At 56.0% G+C, this 22750-nt stretch carries 17 protein-coding genes and 1 other annotated feature; of the genes, 12 read left to right on the top strand and 5 right to left on the bottom strand.

Annotated elements, in window-relative coordinates; genetic code table 11:
- Window positions 1-74: 74 nt before the first annotated feature.
- The 4 genes from galT to htpG form a co-directional block, all read right to left on the bottom strand.
- Window positions 75-1574: a UDP-glucose--hexose-1-phosphate uridylyltransferase gene (gene galT, locus DXA66_RS00085; protein ID WP_097775378.1), complete on the bottom strand. Its 1500-nt coding sequence runs from the start codon at window positions 1572-1574 to the stop codon at window positions 75-77.
- Entirely contained in the window at window positions 1571-2857 is a 1287-nt protein-coding gene (locus tag DXA66_RS00080) for a galactokinase family protein (protein ID WP_097777636.1), read from the bottom strand. The genes galT and DXA66_RS00080 overlap by 4 nt, the downstream gene beginning before the upstream one ends.
- Before the next feature lie 335 nt (window positions 2858-3192).
- On the bottom strand, window positions 3193-4302 hold the full coding sequence (locus DXA66_RS00075; RefSeq protein WP_118526007.1) for a 5-bromo-4-chloroindolyl phosphate hydrolysis family protein: 1110 nt from the start codon (window positions 4300-4302) through the stop codon (window positions 3193-3195).
- Between the two features lie 158 nt (window positions 4303-4460).
- Window positions 4461-6389: a molecular chaperone HtpG gene (gene htpG, locus DXA66_RS00070; protein ID WP_118526005.1), complete on the bottom strand. Its 1929-nt coding sequence runs from the start codon at window positions 6387-6389 to the stop codon at window positions 4461-4463.
- Window positions 6390-6591: 202 nt separating this feature from the next.
- Here htpG and DXA66_RS00065 point away from each other — a divergent pair, with 202 nt between their 5' ends.
- The 3 genes from DXA66_RS00065 to DXA66_RS00055 all read left to right on the top strand — a co-directional run bounded on the left by DXA66_RS00065 (window position 6592) and on the right by DXA66_RS00055 (window position 8492).
- Complete coding sequence (locus DXA66_RS00065; RefSeq protein ID WP_118526003.1) at window positions 6592-7371, top strand: alpha/beta hydrolase; 780 nt, start codon at window positions 6592-6594, stop codon at window positions 7369-7371.
- Between the two features lie 114 nt (window positions 7372-7485).
- Window positions 7486-7926: a hypothetical protein gene (locus tag DXA66_RS00060; protein ID WP_005945935.1), complete on the top strand. Its 441-nt coding sequence runs from the start codon at window positions 7486-7488 to the stop codon at window positions 7924-7926.
- A 35-nt stretch (window positions 7927-7961) separates the two neighbouring features.
- Window positions 7962-8492 (top strand): HD domain-containing protein, encoded by a 531-nt coding sequence (locus DXA66_RS00055; RefSeq protein ID WP_044954220.1) that lies wholly within the window; start codon window positions 7962-7964, stop codon window positions 8490-8492.
- Window positions 8493-8571: 79 nt separating this feature from the next.
- Here DXA66_RS00055 and DXA66_RS00050 read toward each other — a convergent pair whose 3' ends face one another.
- Window positions 8572-9090, bottom strand: coding sequence for a GNAT family N-acetyltransferase (locus tag DXA66_RS00050; RefSeq protein ID WP_005945939.1), 519 nt, complete (start codon window positions 9088-9090; stop codon window positions 8572-8574).
- Window positions 9091-9296: 206 nt separating this feature from the next.
- On the opposite strand from DXA66_RS00050, the gene DXA66_RS00045 reads away from it, so the two are divergent.
- The 9 genes from DXA66_RS00045 to pheT all read left to right on the top strand — a co-directional run bounded on the left by DXA66_RS00045 (window position 9297) and on the right by pheT (window position 22580).
- The gene (locus tag DXA66_RS00045) at window positions 9297-10364 is read left to right on the top strand and encodes an alpha/beta hydrolase (protein ID WP_243088998.1); all 1068 of its coding nucleotides are present in this window, start codon (window positions 9297-9299) and stop codon (window positions 10362-10364) included.
- A gap of 21 nt (window positions 10365-10385) precedes the next feature.
- On the top strand, window positions 10386-11462 hold the full coding sequence (locus DXA66_RS00040; RefSeq protein ID WP_243088997.1) for an alpha/beta hydrolase: 1077 nt from the start codon (window positions 10386-10388) through the stop codon (window positions 11460-11462).
- Between the two features lie 15 nt (window positions 11463-11477).
- A complete protein-coding gene (locus DXA66_RS00035) occupies window positions 11478-12548 on the top strand; it encodes an alpha/beta hydrolase (RefSeq protein WP_243088996.1) in 1071 nt (356 codons plus the stop codon).
- 62 nt (window positions 12549-12610) lie between these two features.
- The gene (locus DXA66_RS00030) at window positions 12611-13945 is read left to right on the top strand and encodes a DNA recombination protein RmuC (protein WP_118526001.1); all 1335 of its coding nucleotides are present in this window, start codon (window positions 12611-12613) and stop codon (window positions 13943-13945) included.
- 99 nt (window positions 13946-14044) lie between these two features.
- Complete coding sequence (locus DXA66_RS00025) at window positions 14045-15226, top strand: FprA family A-type flavoprotein (protein WP_118525999.1); 1182 nt, start codon at window positions 14045-14047, stop codon at window positions 15224-15226.
- 119 nt (window positions 15227-15345) lie between these two features.
- The gene (locus tag DXA66_RS00020) at window positions 15346-16971 is read left to right on the top strand and encodes a glucosyltransferase domain-containing protein (RefSeq protein WP_118525997.1); all 1626 of its coding nucleotides are present in this window, start codon (window positions 15346-15348) and stop codon (window positions 16969-16971) included.
- Window positions 16972-17017: 46 nt separating this feature from the next.
- Entirely contained in the window at window positions 17018-18688 is a 1671-nt protein-coding gene (locus tag DXA66_RS00015) for a glucosyltransferase domain-containing protein (RefSeq protein ID WP_243088995.1), read from the top strand.
- Window positions 18689-18809: 121 nt separating this feature from the next.
- Window positions 18810-19048, top strand: a binding site (T-box leader).
- A gap of 79 nt (window positions 19049-19127) precedes the next feature.
- Window positions 19128-20150: a phenylalanine--tRNA ligase subunit alpha gene (pheS, locus tag DXA66_RS00010; protein WP_097777645.1), complete on the top strand. Its 1023-nt coding sequence runs from the start codon at window positions 19128-19130 to the stop codon at window positions 20148-20150.
- 18 nt (window positions 20151-20168) lie between these two features.
- On the top strand, window positions 20169-22580 hold the full coding sequence (pheT, locus tag DXA66_RS00005; protein WP_118525993.1) for a phenylalanine--tRNA ligase subunit beta: 2412 nt from the start codon (window positions 20169-20171) through the stop codon (window positions 22578-22580).
- Window positions 22581-22750 lie beyond the last annotated feature (170 nt).

The following is a 22750-nucleotide window of genomic DNA, read 5'->3' as shown; positions in this document are numbered from 1 at the left end:
CTCCACTGAACAACAAAAATCCCCCGTCGGCAAGGCATACCGGCGGGGGAAAGGGGGAGAGCGTTTTTAATAGATTATTGCACGCTTGCAAGGAACCGCACAAAGCCTGCGCGGCCAGCCTCGTCCATTTTATAGACACCGGCATCGGCCAAGACCTGAGCGAACACATGGCCCACCTCGTCCTGCAGGATGAGGTGCACGGTGTCGCCGTTCAGTTCCGGGTGGCGGGCAAGAATATCCTCGGCCCACTCGGCGTGCTTCTGCAGTTCTTCCGGGTACTGGCTCACCGGGGTGCGGGCCACCAGTGCATCGGCCAGCTCAAACAGCTCCTTTTTCAGGCGGCTGGGCAGCACGGCAAGGCCCATGACCTCGATCAGGCCGATGTTTTCTTTTTTGATGTGATGCAGCTTTGCATGAGGATGGAACACGCCCAGCGGATGCTCCGGGGTGGTGATGTTGTTGCGCAGCACCAGATCCAGCTGATACTTGCCGTCCCGCATCCGGGCAATGGGGGTGATGGTGTTATGTGGCTCGCCGTCGGTCTCGGCAAAGATGAAGCATTTTTCGTCCGAGTAGCCGCGCCATGCGGTCAGAATTTTATCGGCCAGCTCCACAAGACGGGCATCATCCTCGCTGGTCAGGCGGATGCAGCTCATGGGCCAGTGCACGATACCGGCATCCACATCCTCAAAACCGGGGAAGACCCACTTCTTCTCGACGGGAGCCTTTGCCATAGCGAATTCATAGTGGCCGCCCTGGAAATGGTCGTGGCTGAGAATGCTGCCGCCCACGATGGGCAGGTCGGCGTTGCTGCCCACGAAATAGTGGGGGAACAGGCCCACGAAATCCAGCAGCTTGCGGAAGGTAGCACGCTCGATCTTCATGGGAGTGTGCTGGTTGTTGAACACGATGCAGTGCTCGTTGTAGTAGACATAGGGGCTGTACTGCAGGTTCCAAGCGCTGTCATTGATGGTGAGAGGGATGATGCGGTGATTCTCGCGGGCGGGATGGTTCATGCGGCCTGCATAGCCTTCGTTCTCGGCGCAGAGCTGGCACTTGGGGTAGGCGCTCTGGGGAGCCAGTTTGGCGGCGGCAATGGCCTTAGGGTCTTTTTCGGGCTTCGAGAGGTTGATGGTGATATCCAGATCGCCGTAGGGGGTCTTGGTGACCCATTTCAGGTCGCGCTTGATGCGGTAGCGGCGGATATAATCGGTGTCCTGACTGAATTTATAGAACCAGTCGGTCGCGGCCTGAGGGCCTTCGCTTTCGTAGCGCTCCTCGAAATTGGCGCGCACGATGCTGGGCCGCGGGGTCAATACGCCCATGAGCTTTGTGTCGAACAGGTCGCGGGCGGTGGAGTTGTCCTCGCACACACCGCGGGCAACGGCATCATCTACCAGCGTTTTGAGGATGCTTTCCAGATCGGTATAGCACACCTCGCCCTCCGGCGCGGTAAAGTCGTCCAGCTGCATGGTCATAAGCAGCTGGTTGCGGATGTAAATTTCATCATCGGGCAGGATAAGGCCGGTGTCCAGCCCGTAATTCACGAGCTGCTGAATGGCGGTAGAGATCACAGCACTGCGCCTCCTTCCGGGCGGATGCTCAGCACATGGCAGCGGCCCTCACCAAGGATGGCTTCCATGTGGGCCTTGAAGTCGGCCAGCATTTCCACCGGCACAAAGGCCTGAGCCGTACCGGCAAAGCCGCCGCCATGCACGCGCACAGCGCCCTTGCCGTTCAGATAATGCTTGGCAGCTGCAATGGTCACGCCCATCTCCTGATGCTCCTTGTAACCGGCGGGGATCACGTTCTGCAGGTATTCCCAGCTGCTGTGGCCGGACTCGTTGACCAGACGCAGGAAAGTGTCAAAATCGCCCTCGCGCAGGGCAGCTACCTGTTTTGCCACACGGTCGTTATCGGCATAGATATGGAAGGCGCGCAGCACAGCACGGTCGCCGCACTGCTTGCGGCACTCCGGAAGCTTTGCAAGGAAGGTCTCGAACGGCACATCCCGCAGCACTTCGCCGCCGCACACAGCAGCCACAGCGCGGCACTCGGCGGGCACAGCGGCATATTCGTCGGTCAGGTCGGCATGATCTGCGCAGGAATCCAGAATGCACAGGGCAAGGCCTGCCTTGGAGAAATCCACGGCCACCGGCTCCACATCCGGGTGGGCAGGGTCCGCAAAATCAATGGTAATAATGTTGCCAACGCTGGAAGCCATCTGATCCATCAGGCCGCAGGGCTTGCCAAAGTAGACGTTCTCTGCCCACTGGCCGATCTGCGCGATCTCGATGGGGGAGACTTTATCGGTCATGAAGCAGTCATTCAGGATCACGCCGATCAGCACTTCAAAGGCGGCGGAGGAAGAAACGCCGCTGCCCTTGGGCACGTTGGAGGAAATGTACACATCCAGACCGGCCAGCTTTGCGCCGCGCTGACGGAAGGCTTCGCATTCGCCGCGCAACAGAGAGAGGGTAGTGTTTTCCTCTTCCTTGCGGGCAGCAAGGTCATCAAGGCCGATCACACACAGGTCGTAGCCTTCGCTCTGCACGCGCAGCTGGTTCAGGGTGTTGGGCGCGGCGGCAGCGATCATATCAATATTCACGCTGCCGGCCAGCACGCGGCCATGCTGGTGGTCGGTGTGGTTGCCGCCGATCTCGGTGCGGCCGGGGGCACTGTAAAGGCCAGCTTCAGCATGGGGGCCAAAGGTGGCATCCAGACCATTCAGAACAGCTTCGTAGCGGGCAGCCTGTGCAGGAGTTTCTTCGGGCGCACAGCAGTAAAGTGCTGCCAGCCGGGCAGCGTGAGCGCCGCTGGAAAGCTCCTGCTTCCATGCGGAAACAGATTTCATCATAGGATAATCCTCCTTTTGAGCGGGTTGGAACTGCAGTGCAGAGCCGCATACAGGATGCTCTGCACACTTCTGTCCTTATCATATAAAATCCGGACAGAAAAAACCATGTGTTATTGTTGCATCTGGATGAAAAGTTGCAAAAAGACTGAAATTGGCGCACAGAGTGGAATTTGACGGTTGAAATAAAATTAGATATAAAACGGAAAAACCATTGGCAAAAATGCCTGCAAATCCGCGGTTTTGCGTGGGACGGACGAGGCCTGCACAACATGGAGATTTGCGCTTTGAAAAAACAGGGAAAAAGCTCATGGGCCTTTTCCCTGTTTCCGAAAATATTATTTTGTAAACTCGTTTCCGGTCAGGCCGTCCATGTTCAGCATCCCTTCCAGCGCGGCCACATCTGCCGAAACGTCCAGTGCGTCGGACTGGAACAGCTTGTCCAGCTGATTTTCAAAGGCGGTCACCATCAGGTCCATGCTGCGCTCGATGTTCTTTTTGGCATCGGCGATGTTTTCCCCCTGCACATCCTGCGCAGGAAGGCTGGCGTAAGTGTTCAGCAGCTTGAGGGCGGTGGGCAGATAGTAGTCCATGAATTTCTGCAGCTGAGCCTTTTTGCCGGGGTCCTGCTTTGCCAGCTCAAAGATGCGGGCACTGACCGCTTCCAGACGGCTGATCTTGGTGGTCATCACGGGGTCCGGGATGGCATCGTTGACCTGCCGCAGCTGTTGCAGAATTGCGGTATATTGGTCCGCTGGTGCAGGTTCTGGGGCGGGCGCAGGCTTCGGTTTCCGGGGCGGCTGGGGAGCCGCGCCGCGCACTACCAGAGTATTGGTGCGGTTATCAATGTAAGCATCTGCACCGAAGTAACCGTGGGAAATAGCACTTTCCACCACGGTGCGGCCCTTTGCGGCATCGATGCCCGCGGCAGCAAACAGCTCGTCCAGCGGAATATTGTCGCGGTCGCCTGCGATCTTGTCCAACAGGCGTTCCAGCTTGCGGGTGCGGTCCATGCGCAGGCCGGTCCACAGTGCGCCGGCTCCGCCAATGGTCGTGGCCAATGCAGGGAGCAGATCGTCGAAGTCCGGAAAGTCGAACAGGCAGTCGATCAGTTCCTCCGCACCGGTAAACAGGAAGATAGCACCCAGAATGGTGCAGATCACGGCAATGGTCTTGTGCCAGTTTTGAGCGTCCTTCTGCTCTTTGGTGGGAACATCGTGGCCGTAGGCTGGCTCGTTTTCCTGCTGGGGGGCCGTCTGCGCAGATGCGGGGCCGAGGTCGGAACGATAGTCTGCCTGCGCCTGTGCAGCAGCCTTTTCCTCTTTTTCGGCGTTTTCATCGATGCTTTTTAAGATGAACAGCAGCACGCCCAGCGGTGCCGACATGGCAAACACAATAAAGATGGCAATGGTGGGGATGTGGGCAAAATAATGTTTTTTGGGCTGCATGAGCAAAAACCTCTCAATTTATCCTGACTGTCCGGCAAAAGAACAGAAAAAGACCGCGTTCCACTCTATTATAGCGGAGCACGGCCTTTTTGTTAAGGGGTAAATATTGATGTGCGTGGAAGCGGCAGGAGAGTAAGTCTGCTGCCTGCCGGAAAAAGTTACTTCATCAGGCTGCAGACGGCCTCGGCGTAGGCGGCGGGATCATCCACCGGCAGGCCTTCGATCAGCTGAGCCTGTGCGTACAGCAGAGCACTGTACTTCTTGAGCTTGTCGGTGTCACCGGCCTCCTGTGCGGCCTTCAGCACGGCGAACACGGGGTGGTTGACATTCAGTTCCAGAACCTTATCGCTCTTTACGCCTTCGCTGCCGGGCTGCTTGGACAGCACTTTTTCCATCTCAATGGACAGCGGGCCGTCAGCACTCAGGCACACAGGGTGATCCTTCAGGCGGGTAGAGACCTTGACCTCTTTCACCTTGCCGTCCAGAGCGTCCTTCATGGCATCGAACAGGTTCTTGTTCTCAGCGGTAGCGTCCTCGGCGGCCTTCTTCTCTTCCTCGGTCTCAAGGCCCAGATCACCGCTGTTGACGTTCTTGAACTCCACGGTGCTATCCTTGCCTTCGGCATCCTTGCGGGGATAGGTGCGCAGGATCTGCAGGCAGAACTCATCCACGTCCTCGGTCAGCAGCAGGACGTCATAGCCCTTATCCATGACCAGCTCAGCGGCGGGTAGCTTTGCCAGACGGTCGGTAGAATCACCGGCAGCAAAGTAGATATACTTCTGCTCAGCGGGCATCTTGTCCACATACTCCTGCAGAGTGACCATCTTCTGCTCCTTGGCGGACCAGAACAGCAGCAGGTCGCGAAGCAGCTCGGCGTGCATGCCGTAGTCGGAGTAAGCACCGAACTTGATCTGACGGCCGAACTCTTTCCAGAATTCCTCGTACTTCTCGCGGTCATTGGCCAGCATGGCGTGCAGCTCGTTCTTGATTTTCTTTTCCAGAGCGTTGTGGATCAGCTTGAGCTGGTTGTCCTTCTGCAGCATCTCGCGGCTGATGTTCAGGCTCAGATCCTGACTGTCCACAATGCCCTTGACGAAGCTGAAGTAATCGGGCAGCAGGTCGGCGCACTTCTCCATAATGAGCACGCCGGATGCGTACAGGGCCAGACCCTTTTCATAATCCTTGGTGTAGAAGTCGTAGGGACGGTGGCTGGGCACGAACAGCAGGGCATTATAATTTGCAGTGCCCTCGGTGCGGCTGACGATGACGCGGGCGGGGTCGGTATAATCACCAAACTTTTCCTTATAGAAGTTCGCGTACTCCTCGTCGGTCACTTCGCTCTTCTGCTTTTTCCAGATGGGCACCATGCTGTTCAGAGTTTCCAGCTCGGTGTAAGTCTCCCACTCGGGCTTATAGTCCTCCGGCTTGGGATCGGGTTCCGGCTTCTGGCGCTCGTGCTGGCGCTCCATCTGGATGGGATAGCGCACATAGTCGCTGTACTTCTTCACGATGGCCACGATGCCGTATTCATCGAGGAAGTTGTCGTAGTGGTCCGTCTCAGTATCCGGCTTGATGTGCAGGATGATCTGGGTGCCTGCAGTGTCCTTCTGGGCGGGGGTCATTTCGTAGCCGTCCACACCGGAGGACTCCCACTGCCATGCTTCATCCGAGCCATAAGCCTTGGAAATGACGGTGACTTTATCGGCTACCATGAAGGAAGAGTAGAAGCCGACACCAAACTGGCCGATGATATCGATGTTCTCGTCCTTGTTATACTTCTTGAAATCCAGAGAACCGGAGTGAGCAATGGTGCCCAGATTCTGCTCAAGTTCCTCTTTGGTCATGCCGATGCCGTTATCCTCAATGGTCAGGATGCGGTTCTCCTTATCGCGGGTGATGAGGATACGGAAATCGCCCTTGTTCATGCCCACAGAAGGATCGGTCAGGCTCTTATAATAGAGCTTATCGATGGCATCCGATGCGTTGGAGATCAGCTCGCGCAGGAAAATTTCCTTATTGGTGTAGATGGAGTTAATCATCATATCCATCAGCTTTTTGCTTTCAGCCTGAAATTCTTTCTTAGCCATAATGCAAAACCTCTTTTTATCTGTATTCGATACCAAGCACTCGGAAGAGAATATTACTTTTGAATGCTTAGCACTCGTGACTTTCGAGTGCTAATATACACCGACAAAAAGCAAAAATCAAGAGCTTTCATAAAAAGTTTAAAAAATGGTTCGTTTTGTGCTATAATGAACCGCAAAGGATGCTGTAAAAGGAGGAAATATCATGCAGCTGAAGCAGCTGGAACTGGCCGGCGGTGGGACGCTGACCGTTTATCTGCGTGATTGCTGTGAGCGGATGCCGAATGTGCTTGACCGGCCATTGGTGCTGGTGGTGCCCGGCGGCGGCTATACCCATGTGAGTGCCCGCGAGGGCGACCCGGTGGCGCTGCAGTTTGCGGCGGCGGGGTACCACACCGCTGTGCTGGACTACGCCATCTGCGAAAAGGCAAAGGACTACATGCCGCTGCGCCAGCTGGCCGAGGCTATCGGTCTTGTGCGACAGTACGCGGCCCAGTGGCATATCCTGCCGGAAAAAATTGCCGTGTGCGGCTTTTCAGCGGGCGGCCACCTGGCCCTTTCCGGTGCTGTGCTGGACATTCCCGGCGAAGCGGCCCAGCCCCGGCCCAATGCGGTCATTCTGGGCTATCCGGTGGTCACGGCAGGGCAGTATGCCCACTGCGGCAGCTTTGTGCAGCTGGCGGGCAGCACTGACCCGGCGGCACAGCAGGTGTTCGGGCTGGAGGATAAGATCACGCCGCAGACGCCGCCGGTGTTCGTATGGACCACCATGGAGGATGCCACCGTTCCGGTGGAGAACACCCTGATGCTGGTGAACGCTCTGCACCGGGCGGGTGTGCCCTGCGAGGCGCATCTGTTTGAAAAGGGGGTGCACGGTACCAGCATCAGCACGGCAGAGGTGGACCAGCCCAGCCGCCACCGGCATCACTGGGTGGAACTGGCAGTGGAATGGCTGGGAGACACTTTTGCCTTTTCCGTCTGTTAAGTCTGGATATATTTGAACGAACCTACAAAAAATTCACAATTAAACTGTTGACTTGCATAAGCCTTTGACGTATACTGGTCAGCAGGGACAAACTAAAGGAAGAAGGAAATACCTATGGTTATGGACCCGACCCTGCCGCGCATCTCTGTGCGCGACCTGATGATGCAGGCTTTTCTCACCGGATGGGAGCTTTCGGACAAGACGGTCTCGCAGGACGAATACCTGCAAAGCTCTATTCAGGTGATCGAAATGCTGCAGGTGGAACCGGAAAACCTTTATGCCGAAGAAGGCCTTGGCCTGCCGGACGGCGAAGAGGTGGATCATCTGGACGACTGGCTGCGTGCCGACGGCCAGTGGCTGTACTACGGTGTAGAGGAAGAAAATTTCTTCCTGATCCAGTGGTACCCGGACGAAGCCGCCGCAAAGGCAAAACTGGCCCAGCTGGAAGAACTGGGCGACGGCAAGCAGTATCTGGTAGATTTTTCCCTCAAGCGGGAGAACCCTTCCAGTGCAGAGAACTTCGGTAATTCCAATCCGGTCCAGCTCCGCTCCTGAAAACATCACCTTAAAGCGAAAGGAAATTTTGCAGCATGCAGCTTTCTGAGATCGAGCGCGAACAGCTTTATGCCATCGTAGAAAAATATGATCATCACCCGGATGTGCAGCGGATGCGGGAGTACATCCAGCACGGTTCTGTCACCACCTACCAGCATTGCAAGAATGTGGCGCTGGTGAGCTTTTGGCTCAACCGCCGTCTGCATCTGCACGCTGACGAGACCTCGCTGGCAGTGGGTGCCCTGCTGCATGATTTTTATCTGTACGACTGGCACACCACCGGTACCTTTCACGGCCTGCGCCGCCTGTTTGAGATGCACGGCTTCTCCCATCCGGGTTATGCCTGCGTCAATGCAAAGCGGGTGTTCAGCATTACCAGAAAGGAACAGAGCATCATTGCAAGCCACATGTGGCCGCTGACCTTCCGTCATGTGCCCACCTGCCGCGAAGCAGTCATCGTCTGTCTGGCCGATAAGTACTGCGCTGTGGTAGAAAGCATGTTCCAGCGTTCCCGCGCCGGGGCCGTGGTGGACGGCAGCGTGGACATCGACGGCGAAGAGTGGTAAGCCTGTTTTTACCTTTATCATTTTATCAATGGACAAAAAAGAACTCCGCACCTCACAGGGCGCGGAGTTCTTTTGTATCTTACAGCTTTTTATAGCCTTCCGGTTCATTGGCAGCAGCGCGGTATTCCATTAAGAATGTGTCCAGCCAGCGGCCGTGACAGTCGCGGGCAATGCGTTCCCGGCGGCCCACTAAGCGAAAGCCGCATTTTGTGTGCAGGGCGCGGCTGGCAGCGTTGTCCTGCAGCACGGTGGACTGCAGTGTCCAGTAGCCGGCCTTTTCTGCCTGATGGCACAGCTCGGTCAGCAGGTGATAGCCAAGGCCATGGCCCCGGAACTGCTCACCCACGTAAATACTCACCTCGGCAACGCCGCGGTAGCACCAGCGCGGGTCCACCCGGCGCAACGCCGTCCACCCGGCGATCACGCCGTCGGCCAGCAGTACCAGTCGGCATTCTTTTGCGTGGGAAGCATCCCACGCAGAATACGGCGGACAGGTGGTCTGAAAAGTGGCATGTTCTGTAGCAATGCCCTCTAAATAGATTCTGGAAACAGCGCTCCAGTCTTCCGGCTCCATGGGCCGGATCTCGATTTTGCTCATATTTCGATCCCGGCAGAAAGTGCATAGCTTTCCGCGCCCTCAACTCTCAAAAAATATCCGGCTCCAGTATAGCAGAATTTGCGGTGCGGTACAAGCGCCGTACTGCACAGAAATTTCTTTGACAAGCGGAAGGTTTGTGATACAATAAATCATAACAAAGAAAAGCACGGCAGGATACGCCGCTGCAGAACGGAGGATGTCCCAAAATGAAGTGGATCAGAACGGTGGTGTGCGCGCTGGGAATGCTGGCGTGCGTATCGCTTTCGGCATTTGCTGCAGAGTACGGCGAGCCGAACATCACAACAAAGACGACCATGAAAGAGCTGCGGGAGAACCCCAGCATCAAAGGCTCCGGCTACTATACCTACTGCAACGAATGGATCGAGGGCAGCACGCAGTACGATGATACGCCCATTGAGGGCTATGTAAGCTACGCGGCTGCCGAGGATGCCGCCGAAGGCATGAACCTTGTGATCGAAAACTACAACAGGGGCGTACAGATCACATGGCAGGTGTATACCCCGGAAGAAATTGCGGAAAATTCTTCTCTGGGCATGGTGCAGCTGTATTATTTCCCGGCTAAAACAGCCAACGCAAAGTACGCCATCGTGGTGCCCGGCAACGGCGGCAACACCACCGCAGAGCTGAACGAGGGTGCTTCCATTGCCAACCAGCTGCACGAGCTGGGCTATGCGGCCTTTGTGCTGCGGTACCGCTCTTTCCTGAATGCATCCGACAATGCGCCACTGTACGATATTGCCAACGCCGTAAAGTACCTGACCGAAAATGCAGATCAGTTTGGCGTTCAGCGCGAAAACTATGCGCTGATGGGCTTTTCTTCCGGCGGACACATCGTGGGCCTGATCGGCTCGGACAACGAAAAGTTCGGCTATAAGGCATTTGGCCTCCCACAGCCTGCAGCGCTGCTGCTGGGTTACCCCATCAACGATTTCTTTGAGGTGAAGCCGCTGTATCAGCTGGCCATTGACCCGCTGGTGCTTGGCTGGCGTTACTACTGGACCGATATTTCGGATGTGGTGAACGAAAACTTTACCCCTACCTATTTCTTCTACGGCAAAAATGATCTTTATATGCAGCGCATGTGCTACTCCCAGCAGGGGCCGCTGCTGGAGCGCAAGCTCCGGGAGAGCGGGGCTGTTTATGAGTGCCATGTGTACGAGAACGCACCCCACGCCATTGGCCCGGGCCACCACACCGATGCGGACGGCTGGATCCGGCAGGCAACGGCATTCTGGGAAAAACAGTGCAAATAAAGAGATAAACGGGGGATTGCTGTGAGAAAACGATTGAGCACGGTGATGTTTGGTATTGGCCTGATGATCCTGCTGGCACAGCCGGCGTTTGCGGAGGAGCTTGGTCAGGCCAACATCACACCGCACACCAAAATGGCAGAGATCCGCTCCAACCCCGGCATTGTGGGTGCGGGCATCTACACCTACTCGCTGGATCAGGACCGTGTGCTGGACCGGATGTACTGGGACGCGCAGCCGCTGAGCCGCCTTTCCAATCACTGGACGGCACAGGATGCGGCGGATGGACTGAACTATCTGATCCGCACCTATAACGCTGGGCAGCGGGTGACCTTCCCGCTTTATACGGCGGAGGAGATCGCGCAGGATACCAGCCGGGACGGTGTGGAACTGTATTATCTGCCGGCAGAAGGGGCGCAGGCGAACCAGAAATATGCGCTGGTGATCGGCGGTAATGCGATCGTGGTCAGTGCGGAGATCCGCGAGGGCATTTCCACTGCATGGAACCTGCACGAAATGGGCTACCCGGTGTTCGTGCTGCGCTACCGCATCGGCATGAAGGCTTCCAACAATGCGCCGCTGCAGGATGTGGTCCGCGCGGTGCAATATATCACGGAACATGCAGGACAGTTTGGCGTGCAGGCGGAGGATTATGCCATTGTAAGCTATTCCTCAGGCGGGCAGATCGCCGGACTGTTCGGCACCGACGCGGTGGGCTACAAAAATTACGGCCTGCCAAAGCCCGGTGCCATGCTGCTGGGCTACCCGGTAAACACCTTTCTGGAGTTCAAACCGGTCTATAATATCCTGCTGGACCCCGGCGTGTGCAAGCAGCGGTATTATAAAATGACATTGTCGGATTACATCACACCGGATTACCCGCCTACCTATCACTGGTACGGCAAAAACGATATGACCCTTATGACCATGTGCTGGTCGGCGCAGGGGCCTGTGCTGGAAAAGGCACTGGCCCGCAACCATGTGACGCATATCTACCATGTGTATGATGATGCTCCCCATGCAGTGGCCGCAGGCAAAGGCACCGATGCGGAGGGCTGGCTGAATGAAGCAGTTGCCTTCTGGGAGGAACAGGTCGGCTGAAAAGGAGATACTGAGTTGAAACACAGGATATGCACCGCAGCAGCCTGTATCTGTCTGCTGCTGATGATGGCGCTGCCTGCATTTGCAGCAGAGTATGGCGAGCCGGATATCACGCCGCAGACCACCATGGGCGAGATCCGCTCGAACCCCAGCATCCTTGGCGCAGGCGTTTGGACCTATTCCAAGGAGCAGAACCTGCCCGGCACTGAGGACTGGTGCAATGACCAGACGTTGGAAAAATATGTGAGCAGCTATGTGGCACAGGATTGTGCCGATGGTCTGAACCTGCTTATCCGCAATTACAATGCGGGCGTGCAGATCACCTATAAGCTCTACTCGGAGCAGGAGATCGCCGAGGACAGCTCCCGCAACAATGTGGAGTTCTATTACTACCCGGCCAGCACGCCGGATGCAAAGTATGCGCTGGTGCTCTCCGGCAACATCCTCAACCGCACGGCGGAGTTAAAGGAGTGCATCTCCACAGCTTACCAGCTGCACCAGAAAGGCTATGCGGTGTTCGTGATGCGCTACCGCGCCTACCCGGATAACGACAACAACGGACCCGTGGAGGACATTGCACGGGCGGTGAAGTACATCACCGGCCACGCACAGCGGTTCGGCGTGCAGACGGAAAGTTATGCCCTGATCGGCTATTCTTCCGGCGGACATCTGGCGGGCCTGTTTGCATCGGACGCTCTGGGCTATAAAAACTATGGCCTGCCCAAGCCCGGCGCAGTGATCCTGGCGTATCCCATCGTGCAGTTTGCCGAGATCACACCGATCTACCGTGTGGGCACAGACCCCTTTGTGTGCGGCCGGTTCTACTATGAATACAGCCTTGCCGACCTGATCACAGAGGACTATCCGCCGGTGTATTTCTGGTATGGCAGGGATGACCTGACCTTGAACCTGCTGTGCTGGCCGCTGCAGGGGCCAGCCCTCAGCAAGGCACTGGCCGCGCATGGCGTACCTTACAAAGAAGTGGTATATGACCACGCAGCCCATGGCATCAGCCTTGGCCGCGGCACGGCTGCGGATGGCTGGCTGGACGAAGCCGCTGCCTTCTGGGAAGAACAGACAAAATAATATAAAGTACGCAGATCCGGGCTTTGCAGCTGCACAGCCCGGATTTTGCAATAGGAGACATTATGGAATTTTTAGCGTTTCTTTACACGGTGCTTCTGGTGGCCATCTGCCTGATGATGGCCCTGCTGCTGTACCGCTCGGCAAAGCCTGCCGCAAACCGGGACGATGCAGAACGGAAGGAATGGCTGCGTCAGCAGCTGGAAGCGCAGAACCGCCAGATGGACGCGAAGCTGGCAGAGATGGCGCAGCAGAACCTTGCCGCTATGGGCCACATCAGTGAAACACTGCAGGCTTCGGTGCAGAGCATGAGCACCGCCCTTGCCGCAGGGCAGGGTACCCAGCAGCAGACCATGGAACAGCGCCTGCAGGGGCTGGAAGCCTCCAACGCCCGCAAGCTGGAAGAGATGCGCCGCACCCTTGCCGAGGGCATGACTGCCCTGCAGGCCCAGAACGCCCAGAAGCTGGACGAGATCCGCCATACTGTGGACGAACAGCTGCAGGATGCGTTACAGAAGCGGGTGACCGAAAGCTTCAAGGCGGTGAACGACCAACTGGAACAGGTGTACAAGGGTCTTGGCGAAATGCAGAACCTTGCCGCTGATGTGGGCGGGCTGAAACAGGTGCTTTCCGGTGTGAAGACCCGCGGTATTCTGGGCGAGATCCAGCTGGGAGCCATTCTGGAAGAAATCCTTGCCCCGGAACAGTACGACACCAACGTGGCCACCATTCCGGGCAGCACCCAGCGGGTGGAGTACGCCATCCGGATGCCCGGCGCGGACGGCGGCACGGTCTGGCTGCCCATCGACTCCAAGTTCCCCGGCGATACCTATGCCCATTTGCAGGACGCGCAGGCATCCGGCGACGCGCAGGCTGTGGAGAACGCCCGCCACGCACTGGAACTGGTGCTGCGGGCCGAGGCCAAAGACATCCGGGAAAAATATGTGGAGCCGCCCTATACCACGGCCTTCGGTATCCTGTTCCTGCCCTTCGAGGGTTTGTATGCCGAGGTGGTGAACGCGGGCCTGCTGGAAGTGCTGCAGCGGGACTATCAGGTGAACATTGCAGGCCCCAGCACCATGGCAGCGCTGCTCAACAGCCTGCAGATGGGTTTCAAGACCCTTGCCATCCAGAAGCGCTCCGGTGAGGTATGGCAGCTTCTGGGTGCAGTGAAGACCGAATTTGACAAGTTCGGGCAGGGGCTTTCCAAGATGCAGCAGCGCCTGCGCCAGACCGACGAAGAACTGGATAATCTCATTGGCGTGCGCAGCCGTGCCATCAGCCGCAAGCTGCGCGCGGTGCAGACCATGGACGAAAGCGCTGCTGCCGCTCTGCTGGAACTGGATGCTGAGCCGGGCAGGCCGGTAACGGCAAAGCTGCCGGAAAATGGAGAAGAATAATATCTCTTGCGAAATTTCTAACAATGTGCTATAATAGGAACTGTTCTTAGAAATAATTGCTGCAGTCTGCGGCATATCATAAAAAGGAGACGGAAAGCTATGAGTGTGAAGAAAATCAGCGAAGCCATTTTGGGTGTGGGCGTGGACGATACCACCATTGACCTGTTTGAGAGCCAGTATCCGGTGCCCACCGGCGTGAGCTATAATTCCTATGTCATTCTGGACGAAAAGACCGCCGTTCTGGATACGGTGGATGCCCGCGCTACCGAGCCGTGGCTGGAAAACCTGTCCGAAGCTCTGGCAGGCCGTAAGCCGGATTATCTGGTAGTCTCCCACATGGAGCCGGACCACGGTGCCAACATTGCAAAGCTGGCGGCACTCTACCCTGAGATGCAGGTGGTGGGCAACGCCAAGACCTTTTTGTATATGGAGCAGTTCTTTGGCGCTGATGCCATTGCCAAGGAGCGCCGTGTAGTGGTGAAGGACGGCGAGAGCCTGTGCCTTGGCACCCACACCCTGACCTTTGTGTTTGCCCCCATGGTGCACTGGCCGGAGGTCATGGTCAGCTATGAATCCACCGAAAAGGTGCTGTTCTCCGCGGATGGCTTCGGTCGCTTTGGCGCTGTGGCAAAGTTTGACGAAAAGGCCGACTGGGCCAGCGAAGCCCGCCGCTACTACCTGAACATCGTGGGGAAATACGGCCCGCAGGTGCAGGCGCTGCTGAAAAAGGCCGCGGCTCTGGACATCCAGACCATTTGCCCGCTGCACGGCCCGGTGCTGACCGGAGATCTGGGCAAGTACCTGAACTACTACGACATCTGGTCCAGCTACAAGCCTGAGGAGCCGGAAAAGATCCTTGTGGCAAGTGCTTCCATCCACGGCCACACCCGTGCAGCAGCCCACCTCATGGCCGAAAAGCTGCGTGCAAAGGGCGCAAAGGTCGTGGAGGTGGACCTGACCCGCACGGATGTGTCCTATGCCGTCACCGAAGCCTTCCGCTGCGGAAAGATCGTGCTGGCCTGCGCCACCTACGACGGCTTCCTCTTCCCGCCGATGGAAAATCTGCTGACCCACCTCAAGACCAAGAACTTCCAGAACCGCACGGTGGGTCTGATGGAGAATGGCACATGGGCACCCATGGCCGCAAAGCTCATGCGCGCCGAGCTGGAAAGCATGAAGAACATCACCGTGTGTGATACTGTGGTCACCATCCGCAGTGCTGCCAATGCTGCTGCCGAAGCGCAGATGGATGCACTGGCTGCAGAAATCGTGGCAAAATAAAGCACTCTGGAAAAAAACGCAAGATCCTCTGCCGACTGCCCGGCAGGGGATTTTTTTATTGAACCATGTGGAAGAGTTTGATATACTGAAAAGCAGAAGTTTATGGATGGAGGAATATCATGTCTGTAAAAATAAAAGCGGATATCAGACACTGGCTGCGGGAGTTGGATAAGAAATATTTCTTTGTGATGCTGGGCTTTGCGGTGATGGTCTATTTTCCGCTGATCAGTTTGAAGCTGACGAACACAGTGGATGGTCTGTGGACAACGGCTGAGTACATGGCGGGAGCATGGGAGCTTTCCAATGGGCGATGGTTCTGGCTGGTGACCAGTTTTATGCGTTTCAGTCTGCAGCTAGAACCCATCAATGCGGTGGTGTGCTTGGTGCTGGTTTCTCTTGGAGTCACCAGGCTTCATATGCTCTTCAAACCGGCATGGATGAGAACATCCTGCATTGACTGGCTCGCAGGTTTATGCTATGTTTCCAATGTTGTGGTCGGGTGCTATCTTTCGTTTCACTTCATTGCACCGGAGTACGGATTTTCGTTTTTCTTTGCAATGCTGGCTACAGAGCACGTGATCCGGGGAAAATCAGCCGTAAGCAGCATTGTGCCGGCAGCGGTGCTTTTGGCACTGAGCCTTGGCCTGTACCAGACGAACCTTGCCTGTTTCTGTCTGGTGCTGCTGGCCTATTTTCTCCTGCTGCTTTTCCAGAATGGAGAAAAACAAAAGATTCGGGAATATATTTGCAAAAGCCTGGCAAGTGCTGCATCCGGCGCAGTGCTGTATCTGATGATCTTAAAGATTACACTGTGGGCGACGGGAACGGCGATGGCCGATTACCAGGGTGGTGCAGATATTTCAGTGTCTGGAATTCTGAAAAATCTTCCTTCCAGCGTTGAAAAGTGCTATGAGCTTTTTTATCGGTATTTCTTTGGCACCCTTGTAAAACACAATATGCTGCAGGAAACTGCAGTTGTATTTGCTTTGATTTTTTGTGTGGTGGGTGCCGCGCTTGCGTGCAGACTGGTTCGGCTCATACGCCGGAAAGATTGGGAAAACACTTTCTATGGCACAGCAGCGCTGCTGGTGCTGCCCATGATGTGCACGGTATTTATGGTGGCAACCTCGCAGGCGTCGTTTTATATTCCCATGTCCGGAGGTCTGGCCTTGTTCCTGCCGGTCTGTTTCTGGCTATTGGACAGCAGCCAGGAGGGAGAAACAGCCTGTGATGCGTTCCGCAAATGCTGGAATAAAGCAGAAAAAGCACTGATCCTGCTTACGGCGGCTGCTGTCGTTTACGGGAGCGTATTCATGTCGGCTATCGATCAGCAGGCGATGTATGAGGGACGCAAGGCAACAAAACAAATCGCGGACCTTGTGGCCAGTGAGCTGGTGGCAGAGGGCTATTATGATTTGCCGGAAAAACTGCCGGTGATGCTGGTAGGCCGCCCCAGTGCAAACCCACTGTTCCGGACACACGTTATCTACTGGGATGCAAACGACTACGCACAGGTGGGCCTTTTCAAAAAAGAAAATGCTGCCACAATGCGCTATTCATGGAATGCGGTGTTTCGTGACCTCACACCGATGCAGTTGGAGCTGTGCAGTGATGAGGTATATGACGAACTGATCCGGACAGAAGAAATCAAACGAATGCCGACATTCCCTGAGAAAGGCTCCATGCAGGAAATGGACGGCGTATATGTGATCAAAATTTCAGAGGATTATCTGATCGATGAATAACAAATGAGCCTGAGAACATAAAACAGGACAGATGGAGAAAATAACGATGAAAGAAAAAATCGATGTACAGAAACCGGACGACCTTGGGCTGGATATATCGGATCTAAGATATTTTCTGGTGATGCTGCTGTTTTCGGCGGTAGTGTTTTTCCTGCTGATCAGCCAGCGGCTGACCAATACATTTGACGGATTGTGGAACAATACATGGTTCTTCGGCGGCTATTGGCAGGTAGTCACGGGCCGATGGCTCTGGCCGGTGATCGATGCGCTGCGGTTTGGCATCCAGACGGAACCTTTCAATTCATTGCTGACGCTTTCCATGTCGGCGCTGGCTGTTACCCTGCTTCGGAAGTTTTTTACAGAGAAGGATTCTGTCGTGACCTATCTGGCGGGTATGGCTGTTCTGGCCAGCACGGTCACTGGAATACAGCTGTCATATCGGTTTCAGTCGCCGGTGTTTGGCTGCTCTTTTTTGTTTTCTGTTCTGGCGGCAGAGCGTGTGGTTCGTGCCGCAGATTTTAGAAAAGCGGTCGTACAGGGAGCACTGCTTCTGGTCATGAGCCTTGCGTGCTATCAGACGAGCCTTGATAACTTTTGTCTGCTCCTGCTGACATATCTTCTGCTGCTTCTGTTCCGCAATGTGGACAGAGAAAAGGTCCATGCCCACATTGGAAGAAGTCTTTGCAGCGCAGCTGCAGGAATGGTTTTGTATTTCCTGCTCACAAAGCTGATCGTATGGGCATGTGGATGGCAGATGGCAAGTTATAATGGAGGAGCGGATGTTTCGGTACTTTCTATACTGAAAAATCTGCCCAATGCCATTGCAGAGACCTACCAACTGTTTGGAGCTTACTTTTTTCAGAATTACTATCGGCATAACATTCTGCAGCCGGTGGGCTTTTTCGTTTTGGTATTTCTGGCGCTGAGCATCGGACTGCTGAACCGCTTCAGAAAAATGCTTCACCGGAAAAATTGGGAATATATCCTTCTGGGAGTGGCAGCGCTGATCGTTTTGCCCATCATGTGCAATGCCATCATGCTGATCACAAGCGAGGCGGTCTGGCTTTTGCAGATGGGCGAAGGATTGAATCTGTTCGTGCCGGTATGTCTGCTGCTGCTTGAAGGGACGCGCACAAATCAGCATATGGTAAAAAAGTATGTACGTGCTGCCCGGACAGGGGCTGTAGTACTTGCGGTTTTGGTCGTCTATGGCAATGTCTGCTCTGCTGTGATCGATCAGGAAGCTATGTATGAGGGAAGAAAAACACTCAAGAGCATGTCGGATCACATCGCGGACGACCTGATGAGCAGCGGATATTTTGACGATAACGAGCAGCTGCCGGTACTGTTTGTGGGCAGACCCAGCTCGAACTCCAGTTTTATGAAGAGGGAGTATTACCTCTATGCAAATCCGTATGCGCAGATGGGCCGCTTCTGGCTGAACGATTACTCGGCCAGAGCGTCTTGGAAAGCGGTTTTCAGGGATATTACTCCGGCAAAACTCAAGCATTGCTCGGTGGAACAGTACGGAGAACTGTACAGCAGAACAGAGCTGGAACAGATGCCAGTCTATCCGCAGGAAGGATATATCCAGCAGATCGACGGTGTGGTCGTGGTAAAAATTTCAGATGATTACAAAGTTGATAAAGAGTTTGCGCCACTGATCGACCTGGGAGAATTGTTTCAGCTCATAATGGATGACATAAACGATTCATAATGGCTGCGGCTTTGTGAAAAACCTCCACCGAACGCGATTTTTGCGGAAAGCGACTGCACAGCCCTTGCAAACCACCGCAAAATGTGGTAACATAGTTCTTGGTTATAAAACCTGAATACTCCCAAACGCAGCGACGGAGAGAGTAGGCATGGCGTACACGGCAAAGAGAGAAGCTTCACCGGCTGAGAGGGCTTCCGGGTGTATCTGTGCTGAAGTTCGCTCCTGAGCGGTCTGTGCGAAACAGCAGTAGTACAGAACGGCCACGCCCCGTTACGGCGTTCTGAGAGCCGCCCGGCATCTGTGCACGGGTGGAAACCGGGTGGTACCGCGGAGCTAAGAATCAACAGCTTCGTCCCTTTTGCCTGAGAAATCGGGCAGGGGACGGAGCTTTTTTGTTGCACTCCGCTCATCAACACGAAGAATAAAGGAGAGAACATCCATGCAAGCAATGATCGACGAGCTGGCAAAACAGGCCGCTGAAAGCCTTGGTCAGGTGTCCGGCAAGGAAACGCTGGCCTCCTTCTGGCAGGAGTACCTCAGCAAAAACGGCAAGATCCCTGCCCTGATGAAGAATCTGCGCACCGTCGCGCCGGAAGAACGCCCCGCTATGGGCAAGATCATCAATGAACTCAAGGCAAAGGTGCAGGCAGATTATGATGCTGCTGCAGAACAGGTGAAGCAGGCAGAGCTTGCTGCCCGCAATGCTGCGGAGACGGTGGATATCACGCTGCCCGCCAAGACCCGCCCCATGGGCGGCCTGCACCCGCTGACCCTGATCACCAACCAGATCATCGACGTGTTCTCCGGCATGGGCTTTTCGGTGGGCACCTTCCCGGAGATCGAGGACGATGACCACAACTTCACCCGCCTGAACGTGCCCAAGGATCACCCGGCACGCGACATGCAGGACACCTTCTACCTGTCGGAGGAGTTCCTGTTGCGTACCCAGACTTCCGGCGGCCAGATCCGCACCATGGACGTTCAGAAGCCGCCCATCAAGATCCTGATGCCCGGCCGTGTGTTCCGCTCTGACTCCGATGCCACCCACAGCCCCATGTTCCACCAGATGGAAGGTCTGGTGGTGGATAAGGGCATCACGCTGGGCGACCTGCAGGGCGCACTGAATACCTTCGTGCAGAAGCTGTTCGGCGCTGACACCCGCACCCGCCTGCGTCCCTCCTACTTCCCGTTCACCGAGCCCAGCGTGGAGGTGGACGTGAGCTGCTTCGAGTGCCACGGCAAGGGCTGCCCGCTGTGCAAGCACACCGGCTGGATCGAGGTGCTGGGCGGCGGTGTCGTCAACCGCAAGGTGCTGGAGAACTGCGGTATCGACCCGGACGAGTATTCCGGCTTCGCCTTCGGCATCGGCATCGAGCGTATCGCCATGCTGAAGTATGGCATCAACAACATCGGCCTGATGTTCGAGAACAACCTGCAGTTCCTCAAGCAGTTCCACGAATAAGAGGGGAGAGAAGAGACAATGAAAGTACCTTTCAGCTGGTTAAAAGAATTTGTAGATATCGACGTTACTGCGCAGGAACTGGAAGAAAAGCTCTTCTCCTGCGGCTTTGAGGTCGAAGAGCTGATCCCGCTGGATGCCGGCATCAGCAAGGTGGTCGTCGGCAAGATCGTGGAGATGGAAAAGCAGGAGGGCACCCACCTGACCAAGTGTGTGGTGGACTGTGGCGACTACGGCCACGACATCCGCATCAGCACCGGTGCCGCTAACATGAAGCTGGGCGACTGCGTGCCCGCTGCTCTGGATGGCTCCACCCTGCCCGGCGGCATCAAGATCAAGGCCCGCAAGATGCAGGGCGTGGAGTCCAACGGTATGCTGTGCTCCGGCGAAGAGCTGGGCCTGAACGACGACCTGTTCCCGGGCTCTGAGGTCTACGGCCTGCTCATCCTGCCCGAGGATTCTGTCCCCGGCACCGACATTGCGCCGGTGGTGGGTCTGGACGACTATATCTTTGATATCTCCATCACCGCCAACCGCCCGGACTGCCAGTCTGTCCTGGGCATTGCCCGTGAGGTGGCTGCCGTTCTGGGCAAGCCCCTGCACATGCCCGCCATGGACTACAAGGCCGTCTGCGAGCCGGATGCGCCCATCACCGTCAAGGTGGAGGCTCCGGACCTGTGCCCCCGCTATATGGCACACTATGTGCGCAACATCCGCATGGGCGAGTCTCCCCGCTGGATGAAGCGCCATCTGGCTCTGTGCGGCCTGCGCTCCATCAGCAACGTGGTGGATATCACCAACCACACCCTGCTGGAAATGGGTCAGCCCATGCACGCCTTTGACCTGAACAAGGTCGCCGGCCGCACCATCGATGTGCGCCGCGCCCATGCGGGCGAAAAGATCGTCACGCTGGATGAGAAGGAGTTCACTCTGAACCCCAACAATCTGGTCATCTGTGATGCCGAAAAGCCGGTGGCACTTGCCGGCATCATGGGCGGCGCAAACTCCGGCATGGATGAGAACACCACCAGCCTGCTGTTTGAGTGTGCCACCTTCGCCCGCGACTGCGTGCGTAAGACCAGCCGCGCATTGGGCCAGAACAGCGACTCTTCTGCCCGCTACGAGAAGGGCGTGGACCGTCACTCTCCTGAACTGGGCCTTGCCCGTGCCCTGCACCTGATCCAAGAGCTGGACTGCGGCGACATCACCACACTGGAATATGACCTGACCGATGGCCGCCCGATGGAGCGCAAGCACATCGTTACCACTCCGGCTAAGATCTGCGGCGTGCTGGGTATCACCGTGCCGGATCAGACCATGATCGACATTCTGCAGCGTCTGGAGTTCACGGTGGATGTACAGGCCGATGGAAGCTGGGACGTGTCCGCACCCCTGTACCGCGAGGACGTGGAGAGCTTCCCGGATCTGGCCGAGGAGGTCATCCGTGAGTACGGCTACGACCACATCGTGCCCACCTTCCTGAACACCGCCTCCGTTACAAACGGCGGTCTGAACTACGACCAGAAGCAGCAGCTCAAGACCAAGCGTCTGCTGGCCGCACAGGGCTTCTATGAGGCCTCCACGCTGGCCTTCTACTCCAACGCAGAACTGGATATGCTGCACATTCCGGCGGATGATGAAGCCCGCAAGGCCATCCGCATCCTGAACCCCATCAGCGAGAATTTGTCCATCATGCGCACCCTGCTGGCTCCCTCCATGCTGAATGTCATTGTGGACAATCTCAAGAAGGGCAACACGGAGGGCCGTCTGTTCGAGATGGCACCGGTGTATCTTGCCAAGGAACTGCCCATCAACGAGCATCCGCACGAGCGCCAGACCCTCTGCATTGGTGCATTCGGCCCCGAAGAAGATTTCTTCACGGTCAAGGGTGCACTGGAAGCACTGGCAGCCGGCTTTGGCCTGAGCTTTGATTATAAGCGCGAGACGACCCCGTGGCTGCACCCCGGCATCAGCGCTGCTGTTTACTGCGGTGACAAGCGTCTGGGCGCGTTTGGCAAGCTGTCCAACGAGATCAACGGCGAGCTGGAAATTGCAAAGGATCAGAAGGACAGCCAGAATATCTATCTGGGTGAGCTGGACTACGAGGCTCTGATGTCCTGCGTGGACGGTGAGCTGCGCTATCAGCCGCTCAGTCCCTATGCTGCTGTCAAGCGTGATCTGGCACTGGTCTGCGATGAAAAGACCACCTGCGGCGAGATCGAAGAGACTATCAAGAAGGCCAGCCCTCTGGTGGGTGAGATCAAGCTGTTCGATATCTACCGCGGCGCAAATCTGGGCGAGGGTAAGAAGAGCATGGCGTTCACCCTGTCTCTGTCCGACCCGAAGAAGGAAGTTTCCGCTGAGGAAGTGGAGCGCGTGGTCAAGAAGATCCTCGGCAACCTGAAGTTCAAGCTGGGCATCGAGATCCGCTAACTCTATTATAGAAGTAATATAAGGCCGTCTGTGCAGGAATGTGCAGGCGGCTTTTTTGCGTAAAAAGAGAACGTTGAATACAAGAAAATGAACGTTTTTCAGCAGCGCAAGAAAAAAGATGAAAAAATCTGTCAAAAAGTGTTGACAAGGAGGCGGGGGTGTGGTATTAT

The organism is Faecalibacterium sp. OF03-6AC, from assembly GCF_003478175.1.
Classification (GTDB): Bacteria; Bacillota; Clostridia; order Oscillospirales; family Ruminococcaceae; genus Faecalibacterium; species Faecalibacterium taiwanense.
Note: the sequence above shows the minus strand (reverse complement) of the source record. Positions and strands in the feature narration are given on the sequence as shown.